The organism is Ruegeria sp. R14_0 (assembly GCF_017743975.1).
GTDB lineage: Bacteria > Pseudomonadota > Alphaproteobacteria > Rhodobacterales > Rhodobacteraceae > Ruegeria.
Genome location: NZ_JAGHRC010000008.1, coordinates 164,680 through 177,330, shown reverse-complemented (window position 1 = coordinate 177,330; position 12,651 = coordinate 164,680). Strand labels below are relative to the sequence as shown.

The 12,651-nt window shown below is 60.9% G+C and carries 12 protein-coding genes; 4 read left to right on the top strand and 8 right to left on the bottom strand.

Annotated elements, in window-relative coordinates; translation table 11 throughout:
- Positions 1–16: 16 nt before the first annotated feature.
- From J7416_RS19270 to J7416_RS19260, 3 genes are read left to right on the top strand one after another with little or no spacing between them, the layout of a single operon-like run.
- Entirely contained in the window at positions 17–1,168 is a 1,152-nt protein-coding gene (locus tag J7416_RS19270; protein WP_009803586.1) for an acyl-CoA dehydrogenase family protein, read from the top strand.
- 27 nt (positions 1,169–1,195) lie between these two features.
- The gene (locus tag J7416_RS19265; protein ID WP_209227037.1) at positions 1,196–2,005 is read left to right on the top strand and encodes an enoyl-CoA hydratase/isomerase family protein; all 810 of its coding nucleotides are present in this window, start codon (positions 1,196–1,198) and stop codon (positions 2,003–2,005) included.
- 27 nt (positions 2,006–2,032) lie between these two features.
- Positions 2,033–3,229, top strand: coding sequence for a phenylacetate--CoA ligase family protein (locus J7416_RS19260; protein WP_244867369.1), 1,197 nt, complete (start codon positions 2,033–2,035; stop codon positions 3,227–3,229).
- A gap of 87 nt (positions 3,230–3,316) precedes the next feature.
- Here J7416_RS19260 and J7416_RS19255 read toward each other — a convergent pair whose 3' ends face one another.
- Genes J7416_RS19255 through J7416_RS19245 form a run of 3 tightly spaced genes read right to left on the bottom strand, consistent with a single transcriptional unit; the run spans position 3,317 to position 6,543 of the window.
- Complete coding sequence (locus J7416_RS19255; RefSeq protein WP_209227035.1) at positions 3,317–4,483, bottom strand: acyl-CoA dehydrogenase family protein; 1,167 nt, start codon at positions 4,481–4,483, stop codon at positions 3,317–3,319.
- Between the two features lie 16 nt (positions 4,484–4,499).
- Positions 4,500–5,738, bottom strand: coding sequence for a thiolase family protein (locus J7416_RS19250; protein ID WP_209227034.1), 1,239 nt, complete (start codon positions 5,736–5,738; stop codon positions 4,500–4,502).
- A gap of 16 nt (positions 5,739–5,754) precedes the next feature.
- The gene (locus tag J7416_RS19245; protein WP_238529680.1) at positions 5,755–6,543 is read right to left on the bottom strand and encodes an enoyl-CoA hydratase/isomerase family protein; all 789 of its coding nucleotides are present in this window, start codon (positions 6,541–6,543) and stop codon (positions 5,755–5,757) included.
- Between the two features lie 113 nt (positions 6,544–6,656).
- Here J7416_RS19245 and J7416_RS19240 point away from each other — a divergent pair, with 113 nt between their 5' ends.
- The gene (locus tag J7416_RS19240) at positions 6,657–7,760 is read left to right on the top strand and encodes a CaiB/BaiF CoA-transferase family protein (protein WP_244867367.1); all 1,104 of its coding nucleotides are present in this window, start codon (positions 6,657–6,659) and stop codon (positions 7,758–7,760) included.
- Between the two features lie 22 nt (positions 7,761–7,782).
- On the opposite strand, the gene J7416_RS19235 is transcribed toward J7416_RS19240, so the two are convergent.
- From J7416_RS19235 to J7416_RS19215, 5 genes are all read right to left on the bottom strand, one after another.
- Positions 7,783–8,571, bottom strand: a complete 789-nt coding sequence (locus J7416_RS19235) for an SDR family NAD(P)-dependent oxidoreductase (RefSeq protein ID WP_009803527.1) — start codon at positions 8,569–8,571, stop codon at positions 7,783–7,785.
- Positions 8,572–8,584: 13 nt separating this feature from the next.
- On the bottom strand, positions 8,585–9,376 hold the full coding sequence (locus tag J7416_RS19230) for an ABC transporter ATP-binding protein (RefSeq protein WP_009803526.1): 792 nt from the start codon (positions 9,374–9,376) through the stop codon (positions 8,585–8,587).
- Positions 9,377–9,437: 61 nt separating this feature from the next.
- Positions 9,438–10,676, bottom strand: coding sequence for an ABC transporter substrate-binding protein (locus J7416_RS19225; RefSeq protein WP_040608746.1), 1,239 nt, complete (start codon positions 10,674–10,676; stop codon positions 9,438–9,440).
- Between the two features lie 32 nt (positions 10,677–10,708).
- A complete protein-coding gene (locus J7416_RS19220) occupies positions 10,709–11,671 on the bottom strand; it encodes a branched-chain amino acid ABC transporter permease (protein WP_209227032.1) in 963 nt (320 codons plus the stop codon).
- Positions 11,672–11,764: 93 nt separating this feature from the next.
- Positions 11,765–12,649 (bottom strand): branched-chain amino acid ABC transporter permease, encoded by an 885-nt coding sequence (locus tag J7416_RS19215; RefSeq protein ID WP_209227031.1) that lies wholly within the window; start codon positions 12,647–12,649, stop codon positions 11,765–11,767.
- Positions 12,650–12,651 lie beyond the last annotated feature (2 nt).

Genomic DNA, 12,651 nt, shown 5'->3' with positions numbered 1-12,651 from the left:
GAGAGGGGGCCGCACAATGACCGACTGGAACGCAATGAGCGATGCGGAGTTCCGCAAGGAAGTGCGCGGTTTTTTTGAGGCCGAGTACCCCGAGGAGCTGCGCCACCTGCCGCACCGACCCAAATTTTGCGAGATCGAACCCTGGCACCGCAAGCTGCACGCCAGAGGCTGGGTCGCGCCGGCTTGGCCTGCGGAATATGGCGGCATGGGGCTGAACGCCGCCAAACTCTTGATCTTTTACGAAGAACAGCAACGCTGGGGTGTCAATCGCGGGCGCGATATGGGTGTGCAGATGGTCGGCCCGCTGATCATCAAGTTTGGCACCCAGGAACAGAAGGACTATTGGCTGCCGCGCATTCTCAGTTGCGAGGACATCTGGTGCCAGGGCTATTCCGAACCCGGTGCCGGGTCCGATCTGGCCAACCTGCGCACCCGCGCGGAGATTGACGGCGACGAGTTCGTCATAAACGGGCAGAAGATCTGGACCACGATGGCGCATGACGCCACGCATATCTTCATGCTGGTGCGCACCGAACCGGACACGCCCAGGAAACAGCAGGGCATCAGCTTTGTCCTGGCCCCGATGGATCAGCCCGGCGTCGAGGTGCGCACGATCACCACGCTTTCCGGGGAAACCGAGTTTTGCGAGGTCTTTTTCGACAATGCCCGCACGCCGCGCGAAAACCTCGTGGGCGAGTTGAACAAGGGCTGGAGCATGGCCAAGGCGCTCCTGAGCTTCGAGCGCATCTTCATCGGCGCGCCCAGCCTGGCCCAGAACGCCCTGGGTCAGCTTGAGAGCTTTGCCCGGGGCCGTGGCGCTTTCGACGATCCGGTATTCCGTGACCGTTTTGCACAGGCCGCGCTTGATGTAGAGGATCACGCCGCGCTTTACGCCCGCTTCGCCGACCAACTGAAGCGAGGCGAAACGCTGGGCGCGGATGTCTCGATGCTCAAGATCTGGGTGACCGAGTGCTTTCAGCGCATCACCGAATTGATGATCGAGGCCGCCGGACCCGATGGCGGCACCGTCGGCCCGCTTCAGGTCGGCAACGTAAGTGTCGATGTCCTTGCGAGCTTCTACAAGGCCAGGCCGACCACGATCTACGGCGGATCGAACGAAATCCAGCGAAACATCCTGTCCAAGGCCGTTCTCGGACTGCCAGGCTGAACCCATACCCTACGGAGGAAAAGACCCATGTCGGAGCGTTATGCAAAATACGACAAACTGAAATTTGACTATCCCGCGGATCGCGTGCTGCGCATCACGTTCGACCGGCCCGAGAGCTTCAACTCGGTGGATGCCGAAACCCATACCCAGATGACGGATATGTGGATCGACATCGACCGTGACCCGGACATCAACGCCGTCATCGTGACCGGCGCGGGCAAGGCGTTCTCTGCCGGCGGCGATTTCAGCCTGATCGAAAACATGATCGGCAATTCGCACGAGATCATGAAGACGTGGAAAGAGGCCAAGGACCTCGTCTACAACATCATCAACTGCAACAAGCCGATCATTTCCGCGATCAACGGCCCCGCGGCCGGCGCCGGTCTGGTTGTCGGCATCCTCGCGGACATCTCGATTGCCGGGAAGCGGGCCAAGATCGTCGATGGTCACCCGCGCCTGGGGGTTGCCGCCGGTGATGTTGCGGCGATCATCTGGCCGCTTCTGACCTCGATGGCCAAGGCAAAATACTACCTGATGACCTGCAAGCCGGTTTCGGGCGAAGAGGCCGAGCGCATCGGTCTTGTGTCGATGTGCGTTGAAGATGACGAGCTGCAGCAGATCGCTCTGGACACGGCCGTCGAGCTGGCCAACGGCTCGCAAAGCGCGATCCGCTGGACCAAGTATTCGCTGAACAACTGGCTGCGTCAGGCCGGCCCGATCTTCGATGCGTCGACCGCGCTGGAAATGCTCGGCTTCATGGGCGACGACGTCAAGGAAGGCGTGCTGTCGCACCGCGAGAAGCGCGCGCCGAACTTCCGCAAGGATTGCCCGATTTAAGCGGCGAACGGTCAAGGAGGCATGGTCATGTCCGAAAACATCTATCAAGGTATCGCGCAAGCCTATGCCGCCGCGGCTGAAAAGGCTGCGGGCCTGAAATCACGGTTTGCGGCTGCCGGATTCGACCCGGCTGCTGTTTCGTCGCTGGCAGACCTGTCGCGTCTTCCGGTGATGAAGAAGGAAGAGCTTCTGAAGATCCAGCGCGACAACCCGCCTTTCGGCGGTTTCCTTGCCTCGGATCTGAAGGATGTCGGGCGGATCTACGTGTCGCCCGGCCCGATCTTCGAACCGGCCCTTTCGGGCGGTGGCGGTCACGGTCTTGACCTGCTGTTCAAGGCGGCCGGCGTGGGACCGGGGGATGTCATCCTGAACACCTGGATGTACCACCTCGTGCCTGCGGGGCTTCTGTTCGATGAAGCGGCGCAGGCCGCGGGCGCCACGGTGATCCCCGGCGGGGTCGGCAATACCGAGCTTCAGGCACAGATCATCGTCGAAACCGGCGTGACCTCGATCTGCGCCTCGACCGCGTTTTTCCTGACGCTGGCGGATAAGGTGATCGAAGCCTATGGCCGCGACGCGTGGAAGGTGAAAAGCGCGTTTCTTGGTGGCGAGATGGGTGACTGGATGGCCAAACGCCGCCGAATCAAGGCCGACTATGGCGTCTCCACCTGGGCTGCCTATGCCACTGCGGATCTGGGCCTTGTCGCCTATGAGGATGGCGGCGAAGGCTATGTGGTTCATCCCGACCGCGTGGTGCAGATCTGCGATCCGGTCAGCGGCGAACAACTGCCGCAGGGCGAGCCGGGCGAGGTCGTCGTGACCGCGCGCGATGCAGGTTGGCCGATGATCCGGTTCGGCACCGGCGACAGCGCCTTTGCGCTGGAAAGCAACGCGGATGGAAGCGTAAGTCGCCTGTCCGCCCTGCAGGGCCGGGTGGGCGCGGCAGTGAAGGTGCGCGAGATCTTCGTTTATCCCCGCGTGATCGAGGAAGTCGTGATCGCGACACCCGGCGCCAAGTCTGCACAGGCCGTTGTGACGCGCGAGAACGACCGCGACATGATCCGGCTTTCGCTGGTGCTGGATGAGGGTGCCGACACGGCCGCTGCCGAAGAGGCCGCCGCCGAGGCCTTCAAACTGCAGGCCAGAATCCGCGCCGACGCGGTGGGCGTGGTCGCGGAGTTGCCGGAAAATGCCGAGTTGATCGTCAACGATAAGGACGGCTGAGCCTGGCCATAACCGGATGATGCTCGCATATGCTGGGCGATCGGGATTTCCCGGCCGCTCCCATTTCATTTCAGCTCAGTTCAACCGTCAGAACGCGTTCAGCCCGGTCAGGTTACGCCCGATGACCAGTTTCTGGATCTCGGTGGTCCCGTCCGGGATCGGCATGATCTTGGCATTGCGGAAGTGCCGTTCGACGGGAAACTCCTTGGTGATGCCGTTGCCGCCGTGAATCTGGACGGCCTTGCCGGCAATCTCGACAGCCATTTCCGTCGCATACCATTTCGCCATCGAGGTCTGTGTGTCGCACCGCACGCCCAGATCCAGAAGCTGCAGGCCGCGCTGACACAACAGGCGCGCTGCATCCAGGTGCGTGGCCATGTCGGCCAGGTAGCCCTGGATCAACTGGTGCCCGCCGATGGGCTTGCCGTGCTGTTCGCGTTCCTGCGCATATTTGACGGCACATTCCAGTGCTGCCTGGGCAATGCCAATGCTGGTCAGGCCGACAAACACGCGGGCGCTTTCAAACAGCTTCAAAGTCTGGAACAGGCCCCCGCCTGCACTACCGAGAACATGTTCGGCAGTGGTTTCGGCCCGGTCGAAAAACAATTCGCAGGTCGATGCACCAACAAGCCCCAGCTTGCGCAATTCGCGGCTTTCGTATCCGCCGGTGTCACGGTCGACGATGACCATGGAAATACCGTCGTCCAGATTGCAGACAACGATGGCGAAATCCGACTGGGCCCCATTGGAAATCCAGAGCTTCTGGCCGGTGACGAAAATCTTGTCGCCCTCGCGGTCTGCGCGGGTTTTGACCTCGCGCACGTTCGAGCCGACCTCTGGTTCGGAAATACAGGTGGCACAGATCCGTTCGCTGCGCAGGAGCGGCTTCAGATAGGCCTCTTTCTGCGCCGGATTTCCCAGAAGGTTGACCGCAAACACGGCGTGGCCTTGGATCAGGACCGCAATTGCCAGATCTGCCCATATCCGGGCCAGTTCCTCGTAAAGGATGCCATAGGTCATGCGGTCGATTCCGGCACCGCCGTCTTTCTCGGGGATCAAGCCGCTGATCAGCCCAAATTCCTCGACCTTGGCGAACAATGATTTCAACGTGTCCGCGTCGGGCGGGTGGCCCAGCTCTTCGTATTTCTCCGCCAGCGGAGCGAACTCTGCCTCGGCCATCTTGCGGAAGTTCTCCAGCAACATGCGTTGCTCGTCTGTATAGATTGCCTGAGCGGCGGCGATCACGTTTTCCATAATTCTATTCCCTGTTTCAGCGGCCGAGAATGGTGACACAGGCGGCAGCTTCTTCTACCCCGTGCAAGCCCCCACCGTTTTCGGCGATGGCGTTCTGCGCCCCTTCGACCTGACGCGCGCCGGCTTCGCCGCGCAGTTGCGTGACCAGTTCAAAGACCTGCCCGATACCGGTGGCCCCGACCGGGTGGCCCTTGGATTCCAATCCGCCCGAGGGGTTCACCGGAATGCGTCCGCCGATCTTTGTGTCGCCGCGCAAACTGGCCGGGCCGCCCTCACCGAATTCGACAAACCCGAGGTTCTCGATCTGGATTACTTCACCGACGGCGGTGGCGTCATGCACTTCGGCCACCGACATATCCTCGGGGCCGAGCCCGGCTTGGTTATAGGCCTGAAGCGCGGCCAGCCGGGTCAGGTGGTTCTTGTAATCTTCCGGCGGACGATCGGTGCCCGAGCGCAGGATCGCGGCCTTGACCTTGATCGCGCGGGCGGGATCGAGCCCCAGCCGTTTGAGGCCCTCGCCCGTACAAAGCACCGCCGCCGCGGCACCGTCCGAAATCGGGGCGCACATCGGCAGCGTTAGCGGATAGGTGATGGGCGGGGCGGCCAGAACCTGATCGACACTCATTACATCGCGGTACTGCGCCAGCGGGTTATGCGCGGAATGTGCATGGTTCTTGGCGGCGACGGCGGCGAACTGTTCCTGCGTGGTGCCAAAGGTATTCATATGCAACCGCGCGAAGCCTGCATAGACATCCATGAACACGCTGTAGGGCTTGGGCGATTTAGATCCTTCGGGTTCCTCGACTCCGGCACCCAGATCGGCCAGCCGTTGCGCGACCTCGTCGCCGTTGCTGACGTCCCAGCCGCTGTCGAAGGCCGAAAACATTAACGCGCGGTCGTCGGAATACATCTTTTCGGCGCCTACGGCGAGGCAGCAATCGCCATTGCCCGCCTTGAGAAAATCCACCGCCAGTTTGAACCCGGTCGAGGCGCTGGCACAGGCGTTTTCGACATTCACCACCGGAATGCCCTGAAGGCCCATCTCGCGTAGTGCGATCTCGCCCCGTATCATGTGTTGGCCTTCCATGTGACCCTGCACCGCGTTCGAGAAGAACGCGCCGTCGATGCGATCAACCGTAACTCCGGCGTCTGAAAGGGCGGCGACGACGGCCTCGCCGGTCATGGCCTTGATGGTTTTGTCCCGGAATTTTCCGAACGGCGTCATCCCGATGCCAACGACGTAAATGTCCTGCATCGTTTGTCCTCCTGATCTAGTATCCGCGAAACTGCGGTTTTCTCTTTTCGTTGAACGCCGACAGGCCCTCGTGCATGTCCCAGGACCGCATGTGCGCGCGCAGGTTCAGCATCTCTTCGGACAGGGCGGCGGTTCCGTCCACGTCCATTGATCGGTTGGCAACCGCCTTCATACGGCGCAAAACCGCCGGGCTTTTGTCTGCCAGTCTGTCGGTAAAGGTCTGCACCGCGTCGCGCAGGTCTTCGTCCGCGACGACCTTGTTGACCAGCCCCCAGTCCATCATGTCCCGCGCCGAAACGTTCTCGCCCGAGAACAGCAGGTATTTCGCGCGGTTCAGGCCAATCCTGCGCGGCAGGACCGCCGCACCGCCTGCTCCGGGAAAGACCCCGAAATTGGAGTGTGCGTCGCCCATCTGCGCGCTTTCGGCGGCAAAGACCAGATCGCAGGCCATCACCATTTCCAGACCGCCCGCCATGGCCAGCCCGTTCACGGCGGCGATCATGGGTTTGGGGCCATGTCGCATCAGTCCAAACGTGTGATCGACGAGGTCGAGAAGATCCGGTTCGCCGGGCGCATGTTTGGCGCCGGCAACCTCTTTCAGGTCGGCGCCGGCGCAGAACGCCCGGCCCGAACCGGTCAGGACGATCGCGCGCACCGCGTCGTCTGCCATCGCCGCTTCCAGCACATCTGTCATCTCGCGCAGCATCTGCGTGGACATGGCGTTTAACTGGTCGGTCCGCTGGAAGGTGATCCATTCGGTTCGGGCTATCCGTTCGACGGATAGCGTTTGCTTGGCTTCAATCACGGTAAGCTCCTGAAAGATATGGATATTATGCCATTTTCAACTTGTCATTTCCAGCAATTTGCGCTGCTATGAGGCGGACCCGCACGCGGATAAACCGAACATTGGAGCCCGATATGAGCAACGCACCCCTGGCCGGCCTGAAAATCCTCAGCCTCGCCGAACAATTCCCCGGTCCCTATGCGACCATGCTGTTGTCGGACATGGGGGCCGAGGTGATCATGATCGAACGACCGGGCGTCGGCGATCCGGCCCGGCAGTTTCCGCCGCTGTTTCGGGCTCTGAATCGCGGCAAGCGCAGCGTGGCGCTTGACCTGAAATCCGCCGAGGGGTTGGCACGGTTTCGCGGTCTGGCCAAGGACTCGGATGTTATCGTCGAAGGGTTCCGACCCGGCAAACTGGCAGCCCTTGGTGCCGGGTTCGTAGACATGCGCCGGGTCAACCCACAGCTGGTATATGTGTCGATTTCGGGCTACGGGCAGGACGGCCCTTACCGTGACAGGGCGGGGCATGACCTGAGCTATGAGGGCGTTGGGGGCCTGCTGGCCGAACAGGCCGATGCCGGGCAGCCCGGTGCCGTGCCCGCGATCCCGCTGGCGGATGTTGGCGCGGCGCTGTTCGCGGCGATCGCAATCCTGTCGGCGGTGGTGTCGAGCCAGCGGACGGGGCAGGGGCGTTATGTGGATGTCTCGATGTCGGATGCGGTGGTTTCCATGCTGACCGCTTTCCTCGTTCCGGCCGCCAACGGCACGCCGCTGGGCGAGTTCATCGCCGAGCCGGGCTATGGCGTGTTCACCTGTAAAGACGGCAAGCTCATGACCTTGTCCATCGCGCATGAGGACTGGTTCTGGCAACCGTTCTGCGATGTGATCGACAGAGCGGATCTTGCGCCGTTGACAGGCCGCGACCGTGTCGCCCGCAAAGACGCGCTCCGCGAAGAGATCGCGGCGGTCATGGTGGGCAAGACGCGCGCCGAATGGGGCAATCTTCTGGACAAGGCGGGCGTGCCATGGGGACCGGTCAATTCGCTGGTCGAAACGCTGGACGACCCGCATGTTCGTGCGCGGCAGTTGCTGCGCACGATTGCGCATGAAGGCGGCAAGACCGAGACATTCCTCGTCCAACCTCTGAAATTCGACGATTTCGAATGTGCGACGCCTGGCCTGCCGCCAGAGCTGGGCGCTGACACTGACAGCGTTCTTGCAGTGGGCTCCGTTTGACGGAGCCCACCCACATTTGCGGTCAGCAGGCAAAGGAATATCCCCCGTTCACCGGATAGGTCTGGCCGGTGATCCAGCTGGCGGCATCAGAGCAGAGAAACAGGATCATTCCGGCGGGATCTTCCGGTTCGCCCAGACGGCGGATCACATATTGCGACAAGGCCCGCTTCTCGGTCGCTTCATCCGGGATCAGGTCGGCAACCGCCGGGGTTCTTGTGCCACCCAGAGCGACGCAATTCGCGGTAATCCCGAACCGGCCGCCGGCCTTGGCAATTGCCCGCATGAAGCCCGCCGCGCCGGCCTTGGCCCCGGAATAAACCGCCAGATGCGGTTCGCCGACGCGACCGGCATCGGAAATGACGGTTACGATGCGGCCATAGCCGCCCTTGACCATCAGGGGCATGGCGTGTCGGGTGCAGTTCAGAACCCCGTCGAAATTGGTGGCCATCCAGCGGCGCCATTCGGCGGGATCGGATTCCCAGAACGGAACAAGATCGTCCAGCCCCGATGTCGGCCCGGCATTGCCTGCGTTGTTGACCAGAATATCCACGCCGCCAAAGGCGGTCTGCGCCTCGGCAAACGCCGCGCGGACGGCATCGAAATCCGAGACATCGAAGGCCAGCGGCAGCGCCTTTGCCCCGGCGGCTTCCACTTCTGCGGCAACGCTCTGTGCCCGGTCGGCATGGAAATCGTTGACGACAACAGCACCCGCGCCGTGTTCCGCCAGATACAGCGCGACCTGACGGCCCACGCCCTGACCGGCCCCGGTCACGAAAGCGGTGCGTTCCTTGATGGCAAGCAATTCACTCATTTCAGTTCCCTTCCTATCCCAGCCATCTCTTGCGGCGGCGATAATGTTTGATGTCGCGATAGCTCTTTCGTTCGCCGGACGCGGTAACGCCAAGGTAGAATTCCTTGATGTCCTCATTGTCGGCGAGCTTGTCTGCCGGGCCGTCCATCACGATCCGTCCGTTTTCCATCACATAGGCATAGTCGGCGATGGACAGCGCTGCTGCGCTGTTCTGTTCGACCAGGAAAAAGGTGGTGCCTTCGGATTTGAGCTGCTTGAGAACGTCATAGACATCCCGGATCATCATCGGCGCCAGTCCCAGGGACGGCTCGTCGATCGCGATGATCTTGGGCTTGGCCATCATAGCCCGGCCGATCAGCAACAGTTGCTGTTCGCCGCCGGACATGAAGCCCGCGGTGCGGTTGCGCAGGTCCGCAAGCCGCGGAATCAGGGTATAAACATGATCCAGCCGGGTTTTCAGCTCGGCGGCGTTGGGCACCATATGCCCGCCCACGATCAGGTTTTGCTCAGACGTCAGATGACGCAGCACGCGCCGGCCCTCCATTACGTGGATCAGGCCGTTCTTCACAACCTTCGACGCTTCCATGTTCTGAACAGGGGTGCCGTCCAGAATGATGGACCCCGCCGAGACGTTGCCATCCTCGGATTTGAGCGTTCCCGAGATGGCCTTGAGTGTCGTGCTCTTGCCCGCGCCATTGCCGCCCAGCAGCGCAACACATTGACCTTCCTGCACTGTCATGGACACGCCTTTGAGCGCCAGGATGACATCGGAATATGTCACTTCTACGTTGTTGAGTTCCAGCATGGTCGTATTGCCCGGGGCTGAGGATAAGGACGGGCACCGCTGATGCGGTGCCCAGTTTGGTTCACCATTTCTTGACTTCAGGAATATCGACGCCGGTCGCTTCGATGGTGATTTTCCCGTTTTTGACGGTCCCGACATTCACTTTGAGGCCTTCCAATGGAAAAGGCGCTTCGGGAGTAAACGTGAGGGAGGGAAGAAAGCCGTGGGTTTCTTCGGTCGTGATCGTTTGAGCAAAGAGGGCTTCGCGTACTTTCTCGCCGGTCAGTCCTTCGGCGCCGTTCGCCTCGATCGCGTGCTGGATCACGGTCACGGTATAAAGACCCTGCGACACACCCATTGCTGTCACGACGTTCCAAGGTGCCTCGAGCCCGTACTCTGTAACCAATGTCTCGTAGAATTGTCGCGCGGGAGTGTCCTCATCGGCCGCAATCGCCATGCCGTAGGCTTCAAAGTCTCCCTCCAGTTGCTCAAGGCCGCCAAGTGCCGCCCCCGAGGCTGGAAGACCGTTATGCGAACTCATCATGATCGGGATGTTCGCCCCATTGGCCTGCAGGCCACGTTTCGCGGCAACCACGATAGAGGTGTTCGTTTGGATAATCAGCGCCTCGGCCCCGGCCCGTACAACGCGGCGCATTTGCCCCGTCAGATCGGTGGGTTGCACCTCGGTATAAATGACCTCTACGAGGTCGATCTCTTTGGGGTGCTCTTCGGCATAGAGTTCAAGGCCCTTTGCCATGTCGACATAGGCAGGCGAGGCTTCGGAGGCGAGGATTGCAACCTTGAACGGTTCGTCTCCGCCGCGCTGTTCACGCATCCAGTTCAGAAAGCCCGCGCTTTCGTGCGAGTAGGTCGGGCGTGGGTTGAAAATCCAGGCATCCGGCTGCCAGGCAAAACCGTAGGCCGCTGTCGCCATGAACATCGGAATTTTGTCTTCCGGCAGGCGTTCGGAAAGAGCCGCCACGTCAGGCCCGCCGAGCCCGACAACCGCAATCGGGTCCAGTTCCGATTTGATCCCGGGCCAGAGACTTGCCACCTGTGCCGCGTCATAGCGGGTTTCGTAATTCTTGTAGTTCAGCGTGACGCCAAGGTCCTGACCTCGGGTTTCATTCCACCAGGTGAACACGGCTTCGCGTCCGCCGGCCAGAATGGGCATGATGTCAGCATAGGGGCCGGAAAAGTCCGACAGCAGGGCCAGATTATAGATCTCTTCGGCCTTCGCTTTCAAAGGCATGGTCGCCGCGACGGCCATGGCGCCCGCTGCCAGAAAGCCGCGAAGCCCCCGTTTCGTTTGGTATGTCATGTTCTTCCTCCCAGGTTGAATGCCGCCCCAGATCAGTAAGGAAACGGCCAGATACGGTATGATGATTTCAGGATGTTCCAGCGGTGCATCAGCCCCTTGGGTTCAAGGATCATGAACATCGCGATCACGCCGCCAAGAACGACATTCATGCCGGCGAACACGATATCGCCGCCAAGAAAGGACACCGACTCGGCGATATTGGGGCCAACCGTCGCGATGATTTCCTGAATGATGCGGATGACGAAGACCCCGACCAGAGCCCCCACGATCGAGCCCATGCCGCCGACGATGATCATTGCCACGAAGAAGATCGAATGGAACAGGGTGAACTGATCCACCCCGACAAAGCGGATCAGATAGGCCCACAGCGCCCCGCCGACGCCGGCATAGAACGCTCCGATCAGAAAGGCATTCGCCTTTGTGGCCGCGACATTGATCCCCATGATCCCCGCTGCCACGTCGTCGTCCCGGACCGCCACAAATGCGCGGCCAAAGCGGGATCGCACGATCCCGAACGCGCCCGCGATCATGATTGCCGCGACTGCAAGATTCAGGTAGAACTGAGAAGACTCGCCGACAAAGCGCAGTCCTAAAAGTTCTGCCGGCGGGACGGTGATCCCGTTTGACCCGCCCATCCAGCTCGATGGCAGGTTCAGGACGGCAAAGTGAAAGATGAACTGCGCCGCAATCGTGGTCAGAGCCAGGTAAAATCCCTTGATCCGTGCCGCAGTCAGGCCAAAGAGAAAACCGAACAGGGCGGCCGAGATCCCGGCCAGGGGAATCGTCAGCAGGAATGTCAGACCGGTCTTGGAGGCCAGTATCGAAGCCGTATAGGCCCCGACCCCCATGAACGCCGCCTGGCCCAGGTTGATCTGGCCCGCATAACCGGTGCAGATCTGAAGCCCGACAGCAATGACGGCGCTGATCAGCATCATGTTCAGGATGGCGATGATGCGCCCGCTCACCAGATAGGGTGCTGCCAGCATCAGAGCCATGAAAACGACCAGGGCAAGCGCCTGCCAGCGCGTCCGGACAACACGTCTGTCACTGCGATAGCTTGTGGAAAAAATGCCGGAAGGATCCATGGTTTACACCCGCTCGATTGTGCGCCAGCCGAACAGGCCGGTGGGCCGGATCAGTAGGATGGCGAGCATGATGATGTAAGGCACGACACTGCCAAGTGAGCCGCCGATCAACGGATCAAGGTAGTTGGTGGTCAGGCTCTGGGCGACACCGATGATCACACCCGCCAGGATCAGCCCGCCGATAGATTCCAACCCGGCAAACAATGCCACCGGCAGCGCGGCAAACCCGATATCCGAGGCCAGAAAGGTCAGCGACTTGCCGCTGAGAAAGATCATTGCACCAATCGTGGACAGGATTGCCCCGAGAACCCAGGCAAAGGCAATCGAACCCTTGACCGAAATGCCCATCGAGGATGCGACGACGTGATCTTCCGCCACTGCGGTCATCCGCAGGCCCGACCGGGTCCGGTTGAAGAACCACGACAGGCCGACAGCGGCAACAATGGTGATGATCCCGCCGATCAGCAGGTTCATCGGGATCAGCATATCGCCGACGAACAGGGGCTTCAGTGGGAAAATGATCGGGAAGGGCCGCACGGCGGGACCGAACACAAGCAGCACCAGACCGCGCAACAGGATCAGCAGGCCAACCGTGACCATGACCATCGAAAAGACCGATTCACCGATCAGCTTTGTCAAGAAAATTCGTTCGATTGCGTACCCGACCAGCCCGGCCAGAACCAGCGAAAGGGGTATCGACAACCACAGGCTAAGCCCTGCCTGCATCGTCGTGAACCAGACGATGAAACCGCCGATGATCACCAGTTCACCCTGAGCGAAGTTGAACACCTTGCTGGCCCGGTAAATCACCACGAACCCCATGGCCACCAATGCATACAGCAGGCCGATCAAAGCCCCGGTTATGATGTCATTTATGAAATAGACCATTG

Excerpts from the sequence above, each read along its gene's own strand:
- J7416_RS19265 (WP_209227037.1), top strand. The coding sequence starts at position 1,196 with ATGTCGGAGCGTTATGCAAAATACGACAAACTGAAATTTGACTATCCC.
- J7416_RS19235 (WP_009803527.1), bottom strand. The coding sequence starts at position 8,571 with ATGAGTGAATTGCTTGCCATCAAGGAACGCACCGCTTTCGTGACCGGG.
- J7416_RS19270 (WP_009803586.1), top strand. The coding sequence starts at position 17 with ATGACCGACTGGAACGCAATGAGCGATGCGGAGTTCCGCAAGGAAGTG.
- J7416_RS19255 (WP_209227035.1), bottom strand. The coding sequence starts at position 4,483 with ATGGAAAACGTGATCGCCGCCGCTCAGGCAATCTATACAGACGAGCAA.
- J7416_RS19215 (WP_209227031.1), bottom strand. The coding sequence starts at position 12,649 with ATGGTCTATTTCATAAATGACATCATAACCGGGGCTTTGATCGGCCTG.
- J7416_RS19240 (WP_244867367.1), top strand. The coding sequence starts at position 6,657 with ATGAGCAACGCACCCCTGGCCGGCCTGAAAATCCTCAGCCTCGCCGAA.
- J7416_RS19250 (WP_209227034.1), bottom strand. The coding sequence starts at position 5,738 with ATGCAGGACATTTACGTCGTTGGCATCGGGATGACGCCGTTCGGAAAA.
- J7416_RS19230 (WP_009803526.1), bottom strand. The coding sequence starts at position 9,376 with ATGCTGGAACTCAACAACGTAGAAGTGACATATTCCGATGTCATCCTG.
- J7416_RS19225 (WP_040608746.1), bottom strand. The coding sequence starts at position 10,676 with ATGACATACCAAACGAAACGGGGGCTTCGCGGCTTTCTGGCAGCGGGC.
- J7416_RS19220 (WP_209227032.1), bottom strand. The coding sequence starts at position 11,671 with ATGGCTCTGATGCTGGCAGCACCCTATCTGGTGAGCGGGCGCATCATC.
- J7416_RS19260 (WP_244867369.1), top strand. The coding sequence starts at position 2,033 with ATGTCCGAAAACATCTATCAAGGTATCGCGCAAGCCTATGCCGCCGCG.